16 protein-coding genes and 1 pseudogene are annotated in these 18,732 nt (G+C 59.6%); 11 read left to right on the top strand and 6 right to left on the bottom strand.

Annotation, left to right across the window (positions count from 1 at the left end; all coding sequences use genetic code 11):
• Window position 1 precedes the first annotated feature (1 nt).
• Entirely contained in the window at window positions 2–1,645 is a 1,644-nt protein-coding gene (locus PSH59_RS06150; RefSeq protein WP_305394562.1) for a Na+/H+ antiporter, read from the bottom strand.
• A gap of 268 nt (window positions 1,646–1,913) precedes the next feature.
• Between PSH59_RS06150 and PSH59_RS06145 the strand changes: the two genes are divergently transcribed.
• The 4 genes from PSH59_RS06145 to PSH59_RS06130 all read left to right on the top strand — a co-directional run bounded on the left by PSH59_RS06145 (window position 1,914) and on the right by PSH59_RS06130 (window position 4,974).
• A complete protein-coding gene (locus tag PSH59_RS06145; RefSeq protein WP_305395271.1) occupies window positions 1,914–2,222 on the top strand; it encodes an arsenate reductase in 309 nt (102 codons plus the stop codon).
• 31 nt (window positions 2,223–2,253) lie between these two features.
• Window positions 2,254–3,288: a 2,3,4,5-tetrahydropyridine-2,6-dicarboxylate N-succinyltransferase gene (dapD, locus tag PSH59_RS06140; RefSeq protein WP_248083786.1), complete on the top strand. Its 1,035-nt coding sequence runs from the start codon at window positions 2,254–2,256 to the stop codon at window positions 3,286–3,288.
• Between the two features lie 70 nt (window positions 3,289–3,358).
• Window positions 3,359–4,564 carry an aminotransferase class V-fold PLP-dependent enzyme gene (locus tag PSH59_RS06135; RefSeq protein ID WP_248083785.1) on the top strand — a complete coding sequence of 402 codons (1,206 nt, stop codon included), beginning with the start codon at window positions 3,359–3,361 and terminating at the stop codon, window positions 4,562–4,564.
• Window positions 4,561–4,974, top strand: a complete 414-nt coding sequence (locus PSH59_RS06130) for a SufE family protein (protein ID WP_248083784.1) — start codon at window positions 4,561–4,563, stop codon at window positions 4,972–4,974. Before PSH59_RS06135 ends, PSH59_RS06130 begins: the two co-directional genes overlap by 4 nt.
• Window positions 4,975–4,977: 3 nt before the next feature.
• On the opposite strand, the gene tcdA is transcribed toward PSH59_RS06130, so the two are convergent.
• Entirely contained in the window at window positions 4,978–5,787 is an 810-nt protein-coding gene (tcdA, locus tag PSH59_RS06125; RefSeq protein ID WP_065877359.1) for a tRNA cyclic N6-threonylcarbamoyladenosine(37) synthase TcdA, read from the bottom strand.
• 217 nt (window positions 5,788–6,004) lie between these two features.
• Between tcdA and PSH59_RS06120 the strand changes: the two genes are divergently transcribed.
• The 4 genes from PSH59_RS06120 to PSH59_RS06105 all read left to right on the top strand — a co-directional run bounded on the left by PSH59_RS06120 (window position 6,005) and on the right by PSH59_RS06105 (window position 11,098).
• Entirely contained in the window at window positions 6,005–8,596 is a 2,592-nt protein-coding gene (locus PSH59_RS06120) for a glycosyltransferase (RefSeq protein WP_305394561.1), read from the top strand.
• Between the two features lie 109 nt (window positions 8,597–8,705).
• Window positions 8,706–9,857: a succinyl-diaminopimelate desuccinylase gene (gene dapE, locus PSH59_RS06115; protein WP_248083782.1), complete on the top strand. Its 1,152-nt coding sequence runs from the start codon at window positions 8,706–8,708 to the stop codon at window positions 9,855–9,857.
• The gene (locus tag PSH59_RS06110) at window positions 9,857–10,666 is read left to right on the top strand and encodes a putative RNA methyltransferase (protein ID WP_248083781.1); all 810 of its coding nucleotides are present in this window, start codon (window positions 9,857–9,859) and stop codon (window positions 10,664–10,666) included. The genes dapE and PSH59_RS06110 overlap by 1 nt, the downstream gene beginning before the upstream one ends.
• Before the next feature lie 54 nt (window positions 10,667–10,720).
• A complete protein-coding gene (locus tag PSH59_RS06105) occupies window positions 10,721–11,098 on the top strand; it encodes a hypothetical protein (protein WP_248083780.1) in 378 nt (125 codons plus the stop codon).
• Window positions 11,099–11,150: 52 nt separating this feature from the next.
• Here the strand turns inward: PSH59_RS06105 and PSH59_RS06100 are convergent, their stop codons facing one another.
• The 3 genes from PSH59_RS06100 to PSH59_RS06090 all read right to left on the bottom strand — a co-directional run bounded on the left by PSH59_RS06100 (window position 11,151) and on the right by PSH59_RS06090 (window position 13,418).
• Window positions 11,151–11,753 (bottom strand): hypothetical protein, encoded by a 603-nt coding sequence (locus PSH59_RS06100; RefSeq protein ID WP_305394560.1) that lies wholly within the window; start codon window positions 11,751–11,753, stop codon window positions 11,151–11,153.
• Complete coding sequence (locus PSH59_RS06095; protein WP_248075961.1) at window positions 11,741–13,024, bottom strand: AAA family ATPase; 1,284 nt, start codon at window positions 13,022–13,024, stop codon at window positions 11,741–11,743. The genes PSH59_RS06100 and PSH59_RS06095 overlap by 13 nt, the downstream gene beginning before the upstream one ends.
• A gap of 184 nt (window positions 13,025–13,208) precedes the next feature.
• Window positions 13,209–13,418 carry a cold-shock protein gene (locus PSH59_RS06090; protein ID WP_248075953.1) on the bottom strand — a complete coding sequence of 70 codons (210 nt, stop codon included), beginning with the start codon at window positions 13,416–13,418 and terminating at the stop codon, window positions 13,209–13,211.
• Between the two features lie 182 nt (window positions 13,419–13,600).
• On the opposite strand from PSH59_RS06090, the gene plsB reads away from it, so the two are divergent.
• The 3 genes from plsB to PSH59_RS06075 are packed head-to-tail and all read left to right on the top strand — an operon-like array spanning window position 13,601 to window position 17,270.
• A complete protein-coding gene (gene plsB / locus PSH59_RS06085) occupies window positions 13,601–16,105 on the top strand; it encodes a glycerol-3-phosphate 1-O-acyltransferase PlsB (RefSeq protein WP_305394559.1) in 2,505 nt (834 codons plus the stop codon).
• Between the two features lie 51 nt (window positions 16,106–16,156).
• Window positions 16,157–16,558: a YbaY family lipoprotein gene (locus PSH59_RS06080; RefSeq protein ID WP_305394558.1), complete on the top strand. Its 402-nt coding sequence runs from the start codon at window positions 16,157–16,159 to the stop codon at window positions 16,556–16,558.
• A gap of 22 nt (window positions 16,559–16,580) precedes the next feature.
• Window positions 16,581–17,270, top strand: coding sequence for a DUF4197 domain-containing protein (locus PSH59_RS06075; protein WP_248075929.1), 690 nt, complete (start codon window positions 16,581–16,583; stop codon window positions 17,268–17,270).
• A gap of 40 nt (window positions 17,271–17,310) precedes the next feature.
• On the opposite strand, the pseudogene PSH59_RS06070 reads toward PSH59_RS06075, so the two are convergent.
• A pseudogene (locus tag PSH59_RS06070) lies at window positions 17,311–18,669 on the bottom strand (Fic family protein).
• Window positions 18,670–18,732: the final 63 nt, after the last annotated feature.

The raw sequence follows: 18,732 nt of genomic DNA, 5'->3' as shown, positions 1-18,732 counted from the left end.
GCTATTTCATCACGCCCAGATTCGCCTCACTCATATCCAGATCCGCCAACACTTCGCGCAACACGTCATCACCGATCTGGTGATGACGGCTGAGGCTGTACAACTCCAGGCGCTGGGCACGCAGGGCCTTGAGGCGCAATTTACGCTCAAGCAGGTCCATCTGCTGCGCCAGCGCCTGGGCTTCGGCCGAGTCGTTGAATACGTCCAACTGATGGCGATATTCCGACATCAAGCGCGCCTTGAGCTCGGCGGCCAGTGCGGCCTGGGCAGCGTCCGGGGCTTCACTTCCAGCAGGTTCTTCAGTTTCAAGTGCATGGATCGCCGCCACGGCGGTCTTTTTCCAAGCCTCGCGCACTTCGTTGTGGCGTTTTTCATCGGGGCTCTGTTCGATACCGCGCAACAGCAACGGCAAGGCAATGCAGGCCGCCACCAGTGACAACAGGATCACCCCGGCCGCGATAAAGATCAGCAGATCACGCTCGGGGAAAGCCTGGCCCGGCGCCAACAGCAATGGCACCGACATGACACCGGCCAACGTCACCGCACCGCGCACACCGCCGACGGTCAACAGCCAGCAGGAACGGGCAGTCGGCACAAGCGTCAGCTCACTTTTCCCACGCAGGCGCCGCAACAGGCCCGACAGCCGCCAGATGCTCTGCACCCAGATAAAACGCAGTACCACCAGTATCAGGAAGATTGCGACCACATCCAGGCAGCGATACATCAGGGTCGGCCACAGCGTGGGCTCATGGCTGGCCACGGCCTTGATGATGTCCGGCAGCTGCAAGCCCAACAGCAGGAAGATCAGGCCGTTGAACGCAAACTCCAGCAACGACCAGACGCTGCGGTTGAGCAGGCGGGTGCTGGTCTGGCGTGGCAGCAGGTCGAGCCAGCTCTGCATCATGCCGGCGGCCACCGCCGACAGAATGCCCGATGCGCCCAGACGCTCGGCCAGCACATAGGCGGCAAACGGCAACAGCAACATGAACACCACGTGTGTCGCCGGGTCGTCCCAACCGCGGGCGATCATCCAGGCACGCAGCCGGCCGACCAGCCAGCTCAGCGCCACCCCGACGGCCAGGCCGCCCACGGCAACCAACACGAACGTCAGGCTGGCATCCGCCAGGGAAAACACACCGGTCAACGCCGCTGCCAGGGCGAACTTGAAGGTCACCAGGCCCGAGGCATCATTCATCAATGCTTCGCCTTGAAGCATATGCATCAACGGCTTTGGCAGGCGATTCTGGGAAATGGCTGACACCGCCACGGCATCCGTCGGCGACAACACAGCCGCCAGGGCGAAGGCCACCGGCAAGGGGATCGCTGGCAATAGCCAATGGATGAAATAACCGGCGCCGACTACGGTAAACAGCACCAACCCCACCGCCAGCGTCAAGATCGGCCCGCGCAGACGCCACAACTCACGCTTGGGCATGCGCCAACCGTCGGAGAACAGCAAGGGCGGCAGGAACAGAAAGAGGAACAGCTCCGGGTCCAGCGCCACGTGCAAGCCAAGCGAGGGCCAGGCCAACAGTGCGCCAGCGGCAATCTGCACCAGGGGCAACGGCAGCGGGATGACACGCCCGACCAGGCGCGAAACGCTGACCAGCATCAGCAGGATAAGAACGGTGTAAGCGGTTTGCATAAAGCGGGTTTCCCGGACAATCGACTCGCAACAACACACATCAGGCAACAACTGGCCGTTGAAGTGCCATATTACCCGGCTATGTTACCCATCTATGCTGCGCGCTGGCTTTTGCACAAACGTCGCATGACGCGGGACGAACGGCACCCAAACCCGCTGGTCATGGCATAATCCGTAACCTTTCATTTTCATACGTCCAAAAGGGGGCAATTCCTTGACCGCTTCAAGCAAAACCTTGCACCTTTTCGGCATCAAAGCCTGCGACACCATGAAAAAGGCGCGCACCTGGCTCGATGAACACGCTGTGAGCTATGAGTTCCACAACTACAAAACGGCCGGTATCGACCGCGAACACTTGACCCAATGGTGCAACGAGCACGGTTGGCAGGTGGTTTTGAACCGTGCGGGCACCACCTTTCGCAAACTCGAAGACGAACGCAAAGCCGATCTCGATCAGTCGAAAGCCATTGAATTGATGCTCGCACAACCCTCGATGATCAAGCGCCCGGTGCTCGATCTCGGTGACAGAACCCTGATTGGCTTCAAGCCAGAAAGTTATTCGGCGGCCCTCAAGTAGGCCAGCCTTCCATATTTTTAGAGGTAACAGCATGTCCAATTCCCTGTTCAGCCTGGGCTTCGGCGTCGGCACTCAGAACCGCCAAGGTGCTTGGCTGGAAGTGTTTTACGCACAACCGTTGCTTAACCCGTCGGCTGAAATCGTCGCCGCCATTGCGCCGATCCTTGGTTACACCGAGGGCAACCAGGCCATCACCTTCACCGTGACCCAGGCCCTGCAACTGGCTGACGCCCTCAAAGGCGTCGACACCGCCCAGGCTGCTCTGCTGAGCCGTCTGGCCGAAAGCCACACGCCGCTGGTCGCCACCTTGCTGGCCGAAGACGCCGCACTGACCTCCACCCCAGAGGCCTACCTCAAGCTGCATCTGCTGTCCCATCGTCTGGTCAAGCCCCACGGCCTGAACCTGGCCGGTGTGTTCCCGCAACTGCCGAACGTGGCCTGGACCAGCCAGGGCGCGATCGACATCGGCGAATTGGCCGAGCGCCAACTGGAAGCACGCCTGCGTGGCGAGTTGCTGGAAGTGTTCTCGGTGGACAAATTCCCGAAAATGACCGACTACGTGGTCCCGGCCGGCGTGCGTATCGCTGACGCCGCGCGTCTGCGCCTGGGCGCATACGTGGGCGAAGGCACCACCGTGATGCACGAAGGTTTCGTCAACTTCAACGCCGGCACCGAAGGCCCGGGCATGATCGAAGGCCGTGTCTCGGCAGGCGTGTTCGTTGGCAAGGGGTCGGACCTGGGCGGCGGTTGCTCCACCATGGGCACCCTGTCGGGCGGCGGCAACATCGTGATCAAGGTGGGCGAAGGCTGCCTGATCGGCGCCAACGCCGGTATCGGCATCCCGTTGGGCGACCGCAATACCGTGGAGTCGGGCCTGTACGTCACGGCCGGCACCAAAGTTGCCTTGCTCGACGAGCAGAACCAACTGGTCAAAGTGGTCAAGGCGCGTGAGCTGGCCGGCCAGCCGGACCTGTTGTTCCGTCGTAACTCCGAGACCGGTGCCGTGGAGTGCAAAACCCACAAATCGGCCATCGAACTGAACGAAGCGCTGCACGCTCACAACTAAGCAGCCACTCGATGCCACTAGCAAGCCGCGCCCTGCGGGGGGCGGCTCGCTTATACGAGTTTTGAACACCATGCTTGTGCCCTCCCCCTGGCGTGCCGATTTTCCGGCCATCGCCACCCTGCAACGGCAAGACCAGACCTATCTGGACAGCGCCGCCACCACGCAAAAACCCCAAGCCTTGTTGGATGCCATCAGCCATTACTACGCCAATGGCGCAGCCAATGTGCACCGCGCCCAGCATTTGCCGGGGGCTCACGCGACCCAGGCGTTCGAGGACAGCCGCAGCAAGGTCGCGCAGTGGCTCAATGCAGGCGACACCGGGCAAATCGTTTTCACCCACGGCGCGACCTCTGCGCTGAACCTCTTGGCCTATGGCCTTGAGCACTTATTCAATGCGGGCGATGAAATTGTTATCAGCGCCCTGGAACACCACGCCAACCTGCTGCCCTGGCAGCAACTGGCCAAGCGCCGCGCACTCACGCTGGTGGTATTGCCTCTGGATGATGACGGTGTGATTGACTTAAACGCCGCCACCGCGTTGATCGGGCCGCGCACGCGCCTGCTGGCGGTGAGCCAGTTGTCCAACGTGCTCGGCACCTGGCAACCGCTTGAAGCACTGTTGGCCCTGGCCAAAGCCTACGGTGCCCTGAGTGTGATCGATGGCGCCCAAGGCATCGTCCATGGCCGCCACGACGTACAGGCCTTGGGCTGCGATTTCTATGTATTTTCCAGTCACAAGCTCTACGGCCCGGATGGCGTCGGCGTGCTCTACGGGCGCAACGACGGCCTGCACCACCTGCGTCACTGGCAGTTCGGCGGCGAAATGGTGCAGCAGGCGGACTACCACAGCGCAAGCTTTCGCCCCGCGCCATTGGGCTTTGAAGCCGGCACGCCGCCGATTGCCAGCGTGATCGGCTTAGGCGCGAGCCTCGATTACCTGAGCTCACTGGATCAGCAGGCCGTCATCGCCCATGAAGCCGCGCTGCACGACTACCTGTTACGCGGTTTGAAAGCGCGCAACGGCGTGCGCGTGCTGGGCGCACCGCAGGCGGCATTGGTCAGCTTCGTGGTTGAGGGCGTGCATAACGCCGACCTCGCGCACCTGCTGACCGAACAAGGCATTGCCGTACGTGCCGGGCACCACTGCGCGATGCCGCTGCTCAAGGCGCTGCAGTTGTCGGGGGCAATCCGTGTGTCCCTGGCGCTCTACAACGATTCCGACGACCTGGAACGTTTTTTCGAGGCACTGGACCAAGCCCTGGACATGCTGCGATGAGCCTGCCGGTCGACGCAATCGCGGCACTGGAAACCTTCCAGGCCGTCGGCAGTTGGGAACAACGCGCCCGCTTGCTGATGCAATGGGGCGAACGGCTTCCGGTATTGGCGGATGACGACAAGGTCGATGCCAACCTGGTGCAGGGCTGCGAAAGTCTGGTGTGGTTGGTCGGGCGCCTGGAACAGGGTCATTGGCAGTTTGCCGCCAGCAGCGAGGCGCGGATGATTCGGGGCTTGGTGGCCTTGCTGCTGGCGCGGGTCAACGGATTGTCGGCGCCCGAGTTGCAGGCGGTCGACTTGCCTGACTGGTTCAATCAACTCGGGCTTTCACGCCAGCTGTCGCCGTCGCGCAGCAACGGCTTGAATGCCGTCCTGCAGCGCATGCGCGAACTCAGCCACTCGCCACACTGACACTCAGGCGGGCTTGACCCGCTCTGAAGGCCGGCGCACCCCGGCGACAATCTTGTCCACCGCCTTGGTGGCCGCCACCATGCCGAAGGTGGCAGTGACCATCATCACCGCGCCAAAGCCCCCGGCGCAGTCCAGCTTCACCCCGTCGCCGACAAAACTCTTCTGCAGACAGATACTGCCGTCCGGCTTGGGATAGCGCAGTTGCTCGGTGGAAAACACGCACGGCACGCTGTAATGGCGGGTCACCGTGCGCGAGAACCCGTAGTCACGGCGCAGGGTTGAGCGCACTTTCGAGGCCAAGGGATCGTTGAAGGTGCGGTTCAGGTCACACACCTGGATCAACGTCGGATCAATCTGCCCGCCGGCGCCACCGGTGGTGATGATCTGGATCTTGCGGCGCTTGCACCAGGCAATCAGCGCGGCCTTGGCGTTAACCGCGTCGATGCAATCGATCACGCAATCGATATTGGGGGTGATGTACTCAGCCATGGTGTCGCGGGTGACGAAATCCGCCACCGCATGCACCGTGCAGTCCGGGTTGATGCCGCGCAGGCGCTCGGCCATCACCTCGACCTTGGGCTTGCCCACGGTGCTGTCCAGGGCATGCAACTGGCGGTTGCTGTTGCTGACACAGACGTCATCCAGGTCAAACAGCGAAATCTCACCCACCCCGCAACGGGCCATGGCTTCGGCTGCCCAGGAACCTACGCCGCCGACGCCGACGATCGCCACATGGGCCGCTTTCAAGCGTTCCAGGCCTTCAATGCCATACAAGCGGGCGACGCCTGCAAACCGCGGATCTTCTGTACTCATGACCATTACCCCAAAAACCGGCGCGCATTATGGACTACGCAGCGACAAGTTCGAAGCGACAAGCTACAAGTAAAGAACTTAGATGGCCTTTCGCTGACTAACGTCCGGCTTTTCTCTGTCCGCTGTACGCTCGGGGAAAGGCCGGTGTAGGATGCGCGCCGTTCGGCGCAGGCCGGCACCTCTTTTCGTTCCACACCTTTTGGAACCCGACATAACCATGGCATCGCGTAAATTTGGACTCAACCTGGTGGTGGTGCTGGCAATTGCCGCGCTTTTCACCGGCTTCTGGGCGCTGATCAACCGCCCGGTCACCGCTCCCAACTGGCCTGAGCAGATATCCGGTTTTTCCTACTCGCCGTTCCAGCAAGGCCAGTACCCACAGAAAAACCAATACCCCAGCGACGAACAGATGCGTCAGGACCTTGCGATCATGAGCAAGCTGACGGACAACATCCGTACCTACTCGGTCGACGGCACCTTGGGCGATATCCCCAAGCTGGCCGAAGAGTTCGGCCTGCGCGTGACCCTGGGCATCTGGATCAGCCCCGACCTGGAACGCAACGAACGCGAGATCCAACGCGCTATCGAAATTGCCAACAACTCGCGCAGTGTCGTGCGAGTGGTGGTGGGTAACGAAGCGCTGTTCCGTGAAGAGATCACCCCAGAGGCACTGATCGTGCTGCTGGACCGGGTGCGCGCCGCCGTAAAAGTGCCGGTGACCACCTCTGAGCAATGGCACATTTGGGAAAAAAACCCACAGTTGGCCAAGCACGTCGACCTGATTGCCGCGCACATCCTGCCGTTCTGGGAATTCATTCCCATGGACAAGGCCGGCCAGTACGTACTCGATCGCGCCAGGGACCTGAAAAAACTGTTCCCGAAAAAGCAATTGCTGCTGTCGGAAGTGGGCTGGCCGAGCAACGGACGCATGCGCGGTGGCAACGAAACCTCCCCTGCCGACCAGGCCATTTACCTGCGTACCTTGGTCAATAAGCTCAATCGCCAAGGCTACAACTACTTCGTGATCGAGGCCTTCGATCAGCCGTGGAAAGTCAGCGACGAAGGCTCGGCCGGCGCTTATTGGGGCGTGTTCAACGCCGCGCGCCAGCAGAAATTCAATTTTGAAGGCCCGGTGGTGGCGATCCCGCAATGGCGCGTGCTGGCGATCGGATCGGTCGTGCTTGCGCTGCTGTCGCTGACCCTGTTGATGATCGACGGCTCATCCCTGCGCCAACGTGGCCGTACCTTCCTGACCTTTATCGCGTTCCTGTGCGGTTCGGTGCTGGTGTGGATCGGCTACGACTACAGCCAGCAATACAGCACCTGGTTCAGCGTGACCGTGGGCGTGCTCCTGGCCCTCGGCGCCCTGGGTGTGTTCATCGTGTTGCTGACCGAAGCCCACGAACTGGCGGAAGCCGTGTGGACCCACAAGCGTCGACGTGAATTCCTGCCGGTCGAAGGGGATTCGGACTACCGCCCGAAAGTGTCGATCCACGTGCCCTGCTACAACGAGCCACCCGAGATGGTCAAACAGACCCTCGACGCCCTGGCTGCCCTGGATTACCCGGACTACGAAGTCCTGATCATCGACAACAACACCAAAGACCCGGCGGTATGGGAACCGGTGCGTGACTACTGCGAAACCCTGGGTCCGCGCTTCAAGTTCTTCCACGTCGCGCCCCTGGCCGGTTTCAAGGGCGGCGCGCTGAACTACCTGCTTCCGCATACGGCCAAGGATGCTGAAGTGATCGCCGTGATCGACTCGGACTACTGCGTGTCGCCGAACTGGCTCAAGCACATGGTGCCGCACTTCGCCGACCCGAAAATCGCCGTGGTGCAGTCGCCCCAGGACTACCGCGACCAGAACGAAAGCACCTTCAAGAAGCTCTGCTACGCGGAATACAAAGGCTTCTTCCATATCGGCATGGTCACCCGTAACGACCGCGACGCGATCATCCAGCACGGCACCATGACCATGACCCGCCGCTCGGTGCTTGAAGAGCTGGGCTGGGCCGACTGGTGTATCTGTGAAGACGCGGAACTGGGCCTGCGCGTGTTCGAGAAAGGTCTGTCGGCCGCGTATTACCACGACAGCTACGGCAAGGGCTTGATGCCGGATACCTTTATCGACTTCAAGAAGCAGCGTTTCCGTTGGGCCTATGGCGCGATCCAGATCATCAAGCGTCACACGGCCAGCCTGCTGCGCGGCAAGGACACAGAGCTGACCCGTGGTCAGCGTTACCACTTCCTCGCGGGCTGGTTGCCGTGGGTGGCGGACGGCATGAATATCTTCTTCACCGTCGGCGCACTGTTGTGGTCGGCGGCGATGATCATCGTGCCAACCCGGGTCGACCCGCCGCTGCTGATTTTCGCGATTCCGCCGTTGGCGTTGTTCGTGTTCAAGGTGGGCAAGATCATCTTCCTGTACCGCCGTGCGGTAGGCGTCAACCTCAAGGACGCGTTCTGCGCGGCCCTGGCCGGCCTGGCGCTGTCCCACACCATCGCCAAAGCGGTGCTGTATGGCTTCTTCACCAGCAGCATTCCGTTCTTCCGTACACCGAAAAACGCCGATAACCACGGCTTCTGGGTGGCCATTTCCGAAGCCCGCGAAGAAATGTTCATCATGCTGCTGTTGTGGGGCGCGGCGCTGGGGATCTACCTGGTGCAGGGCCTGCCGAGCAATGACATGCGCTTCTGGGTGGTGATGCTGCTGGTGCAATCGCTGCCGTATGTGGCGGCGTTGATCATGGCGTTCCTCTCGTCGCTGCCCAAACCTGCAGTGGCGGTGGAGCCTGCAAGCACTGTGTAAAAACTTGCGCAATGCACTAAACGGCGGCCTCTGGTCGCCGTTTTGCTATAAGATAACGGCCGTTTTGTGCGCCTTGCCTGCTCATCTATAAAGCTGTGGAGTTTCCCCCATGACGGCCCATGCCGACCTTTCGCCGACCCTTCAACTTGCCATCGACTTGATCCGTCGCCCCTCGGTCACGCCGATCGATGCCGATTGCCAGAAGCTGATGATGCAGCGCCTGGGCGACGCTGGTTTTGCGCTGGAGCCGATGCGCATCGAAGACGTGGACAACTTCTGGGCCACCCACGGCAAGCATGAAGGCCCGGTGCTGTGCTTTGCCGGCCACACCGACGTGGTACCGACCGGCCCGGTGCAGGCCTGGCAGAACGACCCGTTCGACGCACTGATCGACGAAAACGGCATGCTCTGCGGGCGTGGCGCCGCCGATATGAAAGGCAGCCTGGCCGCCATGCTGGTGGCGTCGGAGCGTTTCGTTGCCGACTACCCGGACCACAAGGGTTCGGTCGCCTTCCTGATCACCAGCGATGAAGAAGGCCCGGCGCACCACGGCACCAAAGCCGTGATCGAACGCCTGGCCGCACGCAAAGAGCGTCTGGACTGGTGCATCGTCGGTGAACCGTCGAGCACCACGCTGGTGGGTGACGTGGTCAAGAACGGCCGTCGCGGCTCCCTCGGCGCCACGCTGACCGTGCGCGGTGTACAGGGCCACGTGGCCTACCCGCACCTGGCGAAGAACCCGATCCATCTGGCAGCCCCCGCCCTGGCCGAACTGGCTGCCGAACATTGGGACGACGGCAACACGTTCTTCCCACCGACCAGTTTCCAGATCTCCAATCTCAATGCCGGCACTGGCGCCACCAACGTGATTCCCGGTGACCTGACCGCGGTGTTCAATTTCCGTTTCTCCACCGAATCCACCGTCGAAGGCCTGCAACAGCGGGTCGCGGCGATTCTCGACAAACACGGCCTGGACTGGCACGTGGAATGGGCGCTGTCGGGCCTGCCGTTCCTCACCGAACCCGGCGCGCTGCTCGATGCCGTGTCCGCCAGCATCAAGGCGATCACCGGTCGCGAGACCCAAGCGTCCACCAGCGGCGGCACTTCGGACGGTCGTTTCATCGCCACCCTCGGCACCCAGGTGGTCGAACTGGGCCCGGTCAACGCAACGATCCATCAGGTCAACGAGCGCATCCTCGCCAGCGACCTCGACGTGCTGACCGACATCTACTACCAAACCCTGATCAAGTTGCTCGCCTGATGCTCGCGTGCCCCATTTGCAGCGCTCCGCTCAATGCGGTGGACAATGGCGTGGCGTGCCCGGCCGGGCACCGCTTCGACCGCGCGCGCCAGGGTTACCTGAACCTGTTGCCGGTGCAGCACAAGAACAGCCGCGATCCGGGTGACAACCTGGCCATGGTCGAGGCGCGCCGCGACTTCCTCAACGCCGGGCACTACGCCCCCGTGGCCAGACGCCTGGCAGAACTGGCGGCCGAGCGCGCGCCGCAGCGCTGGGTCGACATCGGTTGTGGCGAGGGTTACTACACTGCCCAAATAGCCGACGCCCTGCCCCACGCCGACGGCTACGCGCTGGACATCTCCAAGGAAGCGGTCAAGCGCGCCTGCAAGCGCAAGCCGGCGCTGACCTGGTTAATCGCCAGCATGGCCCGCGTACCGTTGGCCGATGCCAGCTGCCAGTTCCTGGCCAGCGTCTTCAGTCCGTTGGACTGGCTGGAGGCCAAGCGCCTGCTCAGCCCTGGCGGCGGCTTGATGAAGGTCGGCCCCACCAGCGGCCATCTGATGGAACTGCGCGAACGCCTGTACGACGAGGTGCGCGAATACACCGACGACAAGCACCTGGCCCTGGTCCCCGAAGGCATGAGCCTGGCCCACAGCGAAACCCTGACGTTCACATTGAGCCTGGCCGAGCCTCAGGACCGTGCCAACCTATTGGCGATGACACCGCACGGCTGGCGCGCCAGCGCCGAACGGCGCGCCGAGGTGATCGAAGCCGCTGAGCCGCTGCAGGTCACCGTATCGATGCGCTACGACTATTTCGTGCTTCAATAAGCGACTTTTAAGCATCCGCGAATGGATTTTCGAATCCCGCAACGAGGAACATCCATGCGCCAACCCGATATCGAGATTTACCTGAAGGACGCTGACGTCGACTACAAGGCCATCGCCGCCTGGCTGGCCCAAGCGCTCGGCTCGTGCACCGACTGGGTACAGAAGGGCCAGACCTACAAGTGCAAGGCCGGCAACGTGCCCGTGACCTGGCTGCCCAAAGCCGTCGGCAAATGGAACAGCCTGTACCTGGAGAGCGACCAGACCCCGTGGGACGACGACATCGCCTGCGCCCGCGCCGCATTTGCCGCGCTGAACGTGGAAGTGCGCTGCGCGCCGGGGACGTGGGTCGAGGAAGAAGGCGAGGAAAGTGCCGACACCTGGATTCGGATCAGTGCGGACGGCGAAGAGCAGATTACCTGGAAGACACATTAATTAAGGAACGTGGCACAAACATCAATGACACCCCTGCATTGTTGGGAGGGGGTTATAACAACCCTTGTCGATTCGCTTCATACCAAACAAAGGGTGATAGCTTCTTGAAGGTCTTCTGGTGTTTGTGCTCCGTATACTCCTGATAGTGTCGTGCCCTGGCGGCCTTGAGTTCAGGTGCATTTAGCTTCAGGCGAGTCATCGTTCTGCGAGCGTGTTTCTTGTCCAACGTAGCCAGCGCAGGATTGACTCGAATATTTCCCTTCGCCAAGTTCAGGAAAAATGTATTCGGTGTGAGTCCGATAGGGTCCAGCACACTATGCGCGCCCTTGCTCCGATTCGCGCCCAAGCAGGAAAGACGGTAGTTATCCCACTCATAGGCGTCCCCCGCCCGAGTCGACTTCGCAATGAAATGGTCTGTTGAACTCGCCCCAGTACTCCACTCAAAGTAAATAGCCAGATAGGCGCACGTACCCGAATACGCCTTCCACAATTGGAGGTTGGAGTGCGCCCAATACCTAGGTAATTTTGAAGCTTTAGGAGGGGCACTATTCAGATGGATATTATGCTTGGCCAACCAGGCCAAGCCTTTTTGACGAACCTCCACATTGAAGTCGTTAGGCTCGGGGCGTAATGCGACAGGAATCACTTCAACCACCCTTTTTTCATACAAACATAGCGCCATCGATACAAAAATTCGTCCGTTGGACTCAAGGCGACCAGTAACTGCTGATACGTTTTCTTTATCGCCGCCTCGCTGGGATTATCTTTCTCAATCAATGCCGACGCTCTGCGTATAAGCGCCTCATACTCCGGCGCTCGGCCACTTTCCAAATCAAAGGCATCACTGGTCAACCAACGAGCCGCTTCACCCTGCTTTTCAAATGCGCGAGCCCGTAGTACAACCTTCTTTCTCTCAAAATCGAGGTCGAACCAAGCATCTTTCGCTGAGTCGAAAAGCGGTTCGACAGAGGCCATGATCAAAGGTGAATGTGTCGCCGTAATAATCTGGACGTCCGCTTTACCAATCAATGTTTTAACAACGGCCAACAGCGCTGGGACAATTCTTCTTTGCCATTGTGGGTGCAAGTGGGATTCGACTTCATCGATCAGGAAAACTACTTGCTTTGTCGTTTCTTCTCCAAGCAGTATTGCCGCTTGTTGATGTTCCTCCCAAGTCCAAACCAACAAATAGGCCAACGCCAAAATTCGTCGCATACCTGCGGAAGCATGAAGTACTGCTACGTCTTGACCATAAGGCATTCGAATCGTTGGAATGTCTCGAGCGTCGTCCAGACTCAGCCGCGTGAACCCGCCGGGTTGAAGCCCTTCCTTCGAGGAAGGCGATAAAACTTCAAGTACTGCGCAGAGGCTGTCAAAAGCAGCACCCTTTTCCTTTTGCCAGCCTCCCCAGTCCATGACCAAGCCATTACAGAGTGGCTTACCATCTTTACCGTTGAGCCCGTCCCACACCTCAGAAGAGCCGAATACATAGGCGGGAATACGCTCTTGAACATCCATACCATCTTGAGTACGCCAGTAATTTCGTGCCGGGTCCCATACTGCAAAACTGCCGTCCGCCATTGCATAAAACACCAGCCCTGGATTAGCCGGACGCCCCTGTCTGCCCTTCCATATTTGCTCTTTGCGAAAAAATGTACTGGTGTACGATTCTTCCTTTTTCTTTGCAGTGAAGGAGAAGTCGATACTGGCATCAGATCCCGCAGTGGAAGGAAGTGCCTTTTTACCTGCTGACAATTTAGGGTTTATTTCTGCTGGCCACTTTCGCGTCATCGCCCACCAGGCGATATCAAGAAGGAAGCTCTTACCTAAGCCATTGTCTCCAGTGATCAGATTCAGACGTTCGCCGAACTCCAACTCCATGCTGTCCGCAGGGCCGATGTTTTTCAGTTTCAGATGTTTAAGCATGGTTAAATTCCTTGTGCAGCATGTCAGGAATCCTCTCACGCTTTTGCGTCAAGGAAGAGCCCGGTGCGCTAATAACGCGGGATTATAGGCATAGGCTGCACCATTGACGAACATCCCACGCCTCACGCAACCGTTCTGCGCTAAATCCAGGCTGCGCCAAGTGATGGCGCAGCAAAGGCAGCGTTTACAACGCGACCACATCCTCCGCCTGCAAGCCCTTCTCACCGCTCACCACGGCGTATTCCACCTGCTGGCCCTCGGCCAACGAGCGATGGCCGTCGCCCCGAATGGCGCGGTAGTGCACAAACACATCCTTGCCATCTTCACGCTGAATAAAGCCATAGCCCTTTGCATCGTTGAACCACTTCACATTGCCGGTTTCGCGCGTTGCCATCTGTTCACTCCCACTTCGGTTTTTTATTGTTGAGCCGGTCGCGTTGAACTGCCGAGTATAAGACGCGCTCAAAAACGATCAACTCAAGTTTACATCGCTGCTTTTTTGCCGATTTTCGGCGAATACGGCACACTACCCGCCCGAGCGCCTGCTCGGTTTTTTCCACTTCAAGCAGCTCACCTATGACCCGCTCCCCGTTCCGCCGTCTGGTATTTGGCACCTTGCGCCGACTGTTGTACCTCTGGGTTCGCTCGGAGACGATCAACCAGTCGTCCCTAACCCTGAACCTGGACCGCAGCCGGCCGGTGTTTTACGTCCTGCAATCGCCCTCCCTCAGCGAGTTGGCCGTGGTCGATGCCGAATGCACCAAGGCCGGCTTGCCGCGCCCGGTGTTGTCGGTATCGGTGGGCCCGTTGATGGAGCCGGCGGCGTTCTTCTACCTCACGCCCGATCCGGACTGGCTGGGCCGCCAGGACAAGCGCGGCGCGCCGCCGACCCTGACCCGCCTGGTCAACACCCTGACCGAGCACGCCGAAGAGAATGCACAAATCATTCCGGTCAGCGTGTTCTGGGGACAGACGCCGGCAAGCGAGTCCAGCCCGTGGAAACTGTTATTCGCCGACAGCTGGGCGGTCACCGGCCGTCTGCGCCGCTTGTTGAGCATCCTGATCCTGGGTCGCAAGACCCGTGTGCAATTCTCGGCGCCTATCAACCTGCGTGAATTGATCGAGCACAATAAAGGTCACGAACGCACCGTGCGCATGGCCCAACGCATCCTGCGTGTGCACTTTCGTAACCTGAAGACTGCCGTGATCGGCCCCGACCTGTCCCACCGCCGCAACCTGGTGAAGGGGTTGGTCAACATGCCGCTGGTGCGCCAGGCCATTGCCGAGGAAGCCGAGCGCGAAAAAATCTCCCCGGAAAAAGCCAAGGCCCAGGCCCTGCGCTACGGCAACGAGATCGCCTCGGACTACACCTACACCGCGATCCGCTTCCTGGAGGTGGTGCTGAGCTGGTTCTGGAACAAGATCTACGACGGCATCAAGGTCAATAACATCGAGGGCGTGCAAAAGGTTGCCCAGGGCTACGAGGTCATCTACGTGCCCTGCCACCGCAGCCACATCGACTACCTGTTGCTCTCTTACCTGCTGTTCAAGAATGGCCTGACCCCGCCGCACATCGCTGCCGGTATCAACCTGAACATGCCGGTGATCGGTAGCCTGCTGCGCCGTGGCGGTGCGTTTTTCATGCGCCGCACCTTCAAGGGCAACCCGCTGTACACCTCAGTGTTCAACGAATACCTGCACACCCTGTTCACCAAAGGTTTCCCGGTGGAGTACTTCGTCGAAGGCGGACGCTCACGTACCGGGCGCATGCTGCAACCGAAAACCGGGATGCTGGCGATTACCCTGCGCAGCTTCCTGCGCTCCTCGCGCATGCCGATCGTGTTTGTACCGGTGTATATCGGCTATGAGCGCGTGCTCGAAGGCCGCACCTACCTCGGTGAGTTGCGCGGGGCGAGCAAGAAGAAAGAGTCGATCTTCGATATTTTCAAAGTGGTCGGCGCGCTCAAGCAGCGGTTCGGCCAAGTCGCGGTCAATTTTGGTGAGCCGATCAAGCTGGCGGAGTTCCTTGACGCTGAGCAGCCCGACTGGCGCACCCAGGAGCTGGGACCGAATTACAAGCCGGCCTGGCTCAATGAAACCACCAACCGCCTCGGCGACCAGGTGGCGCGCCACTTGAACGAGGCCGCGGCGGTCAACCCGGTGAACCTCGTGGCCCTGGCATTGCTGTCGACCACACGCCTGGCCTTGGACGAACAGGCCATGGCCCGCCAGTTGGACCTGTACCTGGCGCTGCTGCGTCGCGTGCCGTATTCGCCGCACACCACACTGCCCGAGGGCGACGGCCTGGCGCTGATCAAGCACGTCAAGGACATGGATTTGCTGTCGGAACAGAGCGACGCCCTGGGTAAGATTGTGTACCTGGACGAGCAGAACGCCGTCCTGATGACCTACTACCGCAACAACGTACTGCACATCTTCGCCCTGCCGGCGTTGCTGGCGAGTTTCTTTCAGAGCAGCTCGCGCATGAGCCGCGAACAGATCCTGCGCTACACCCACGCGCTTTACCCGTACCTGCAATCGGAGCTGTTTATCCGCTGGTCGCAGGATGAGTTGGACACGGTGGTCGACCAATGGCTCGAGGCCTTTGTCGAACAAGGCCTGCTGCGCTTCGAGAACGACGTGTACCTGCGCACGGCGCCGAGTTCGCGGCACTTTGTGCTGCTGACGCTGCTGTCCAAGAGCATCGCCCAGACCCTGCAGCGCTTCTATATGGCGATCTCGCTGCTGCTCAACAGCGGCCAGAACAGCATCAGCGCCGAAGAGTTGGAAGACCTGTGCACGATCATGGCCCAGCGCCTGTCGATCCTGCATGGGCTCAATGCGCCGGAGTTCTTCGATAAGAGCCTTTTCCGACATTTTATTCAGACGTTGCTGGAGCAGGATGTGCTGCGCCGCGACGCAGCCGGCAAGTTGAGCTACCACGATCTGCTCGGCGAACTGGCCGAAGGCGCCGCCAAACGCGTATTGCCGGCAGAGATTCGCCTGTCGATACGCCAAGTGGCCCTGCACCGTGTCGACGGCATAGCCGACGCGCCAGTGGACTCGGAAGAAACCCGCTAGATTTAAACAGGCGCCCGCTGGATGCCGGCGCCGTTGAAAAGGAGCTGCACCATGAAAAAGATCATTCTCCTGGGCCTTACCGCCCTGCTCGGAGCCTGCCAATCCATGCATCACACGCCCCAGGCAAGCCTTGATGGCGAAGTGTTCTACCTGCAACGCATCGCCCTGCCACCGAACGCCACCTTGAGCGTCAGCCTGCAGGACGTATCGCTGATGGACGCGCCGGCCGTGACCCTTGCCGAGCAGAAAGGCCCGGTCAAAGGCCAGGTGCCGCTGCCGTTTCACCTGAGCTACGACCCGGCCCAGATCAAGCCCGGCCATCGTTATTCGGTGAGCGCTCGCATCGAACTGGACGGCAAGCTACTGTTTATCACCACCGAACGGCACGCGGTACAACTCGACGGCCAGGACCCACACCCCCTGCGCTTGCGCGTTGATGCCGTGGCCCACTGAATTCGATCAAAAGGAAGCACCCATGCTCCGTAACTCCCTTCGCTTTACCGCCCTGTGTGCCGGCCTGCTGCTCGGCGCCAACGCCATGGCCCTGGACCTTGGCAGCCTGTCCCAGGGCGATGCCAGCGGCGGCCTCAAGGATGCCCTCACCCAAGGCGCACAGATCGCCGTGAAACAACTGGGTGTACCCGGTGGTTTCAGCAATAACCCCGAAGTGAAAATCGGCCTGCCGGGCAAGCTGGGCAAAGTTGCCGACAAGCTGAAAATGTTCGGCATGGGTGAGCAGGTCACGCAGCTGGAAGACAGCATGAACAAAGCCGCGGAAACCGCCGTGACCCAGGCCCAGCCGATTCTGGTGAACGCCGTGAAAAACATGAGCGTGACCGACGCCAAAGGCATCCTCAGCGGCGGCCAGGACTCCGCCACCCAGTACCTGAACAAAAGCAGCCGCGAACAAATTCGCGCCAAGTTCCTGCCGATCGTCAAGGCCGCTACCGACAAAGTCGGCGTAGCCCAGCAATACAACGCCCTGGCCGGCAAAGCCGCAGCCTTCGGTGCAGTAGATGCCAAGAGCGCCAACGTCGAAAACTACGTGACCGAACAGGCGCTGGACGGCTTGTTCAAGATGATTGCGCAGCAGGAAGAAACCATTCGCAAGAACCCGGCGGCGGCGGCCACCAGTTTGGCGAAGAAGGTGTTTGGCGCGCTGTAATGCCTGAAACGCCCACGGGTCAAGGAAACGTGGGCGTTGATCAGCGTTTTAACCAGTTCTTTTGTATTTCAGCCTGATCCCGCATAGAAAATACCCATTCACGGCCCTGCTTCTCTTTGACGAAGAGATTCAACTCAACAAGGCCATTGAGCACCGCTGACGCCGTATTGTAAGAACAGTCCAGATTCTCCTTCACGTTGACGGCGGTAAACTGCTTGGCGGTACCGCTCTTGGCAACCTGAAATACAGTTTTCTGTTTTTCGCTCAACGCGTTGTAAAGTCCCGAGTCCCAGAGCCAACGATCAAACGCTTCTGCCTCTCGAACACTGCGCTCGTACGACTCTTTAAACCCATCTACCGCACGCTGAACAATCGAACACTGATAGTCGATAAAGTAAGTGAGATCGAGCCCATCCGTCTCGGTATAAAGATAAGACTTCCCGTATTGAACCGCGGCGTTCTTGAGCAGCACACTGATCGATATCTACCTGAACGCTGCGTAGTCGCTTTTGAACATGAACCAGTAGAACAGCGCACGCGCCACTCGACCGTTGCCATCACGAAATGGGTGTTCAAAACCCAGTGCGAAATGCAGAGAGATGCCTTTGATCAGAGGGTGAAGGTAGCGACTGGTCGTAGCGTCGTCATGACAGATGTTGATCCATTCCGACAAGCGGTCCAACCGGGCGACGATCCCTTCAGCGGGTGGCGGCGAATGCACCACATTACCCTCTCCGTCCTGAACGACTACTTGATCGTTGAGACGAAAACTGCCGGGCGAGTACTTATCATCATCGATGCCGCTGAAGCCCACTTCGTGCATTTCTGCAATAAGTTCAATGCTGAGCGGCTCGTTCCGTTTATCCCACGCAAAGCGCATCATCCGGTAATTGCCGATAATCATTTTTTCATCGGGTGTTCTCGGTAGCCGCTCTCTTTTCAACATGTCTTTTGCAACCAGCGTGGTTGTTACAGCCCCCTCCAGTTGGCTACTGCTGATGGCTTCATCTTCAATCAGATCGTTCAGCAGGTACTTGATGTGAGCCGCCTTTCCTATCTTGCTACTCATGTATTCAAGTGCGGCAGTTGAGGCGTATCTGTCGACCGTGGAAACCACGCGCTGGGCCGTCGGCGTCAACACAAAGTTGCACCAGACCTGCGGTGTGCCAACAGGCAGTATTTTCTGAGAAACACGGGAGCGCTCGTATTTCACGATTCCCCAGCATATCGCCGGATCCAAATGTGACGGAAAACGGTGGCGTAGCTGATCAAAATGCAAATACCGCCCTTGGCCGTCTGTTGGCTGAGTGAGCTTCATATAGTCAGACAGGTGCTGAAGGTGTGGCGCCTGGCCTATCAGATGGAAAACACCCTCCGGCACCTCGGGTGGCCGCTTGATCATCAAAGTCTCAATTTTCTATTTTTTGAGATTTGAATAAAGCAGAAAAAAACGCTTATCTCA

It is taken from the genome of Pseudomonas sp. FP2309 (assembly GCF_030687575.1).
GTDB lineage: Bacteria > Pseudomonadota > Gammaproteobacteria > Pseudomonadales > Pseudomonadaceae > Aquipseudomonas.
The sequence above is the reverse complement of the archived record's forward strand: the minus strand, read 5'-3'. Positions and strand labels throughout refer to the sequence as shown.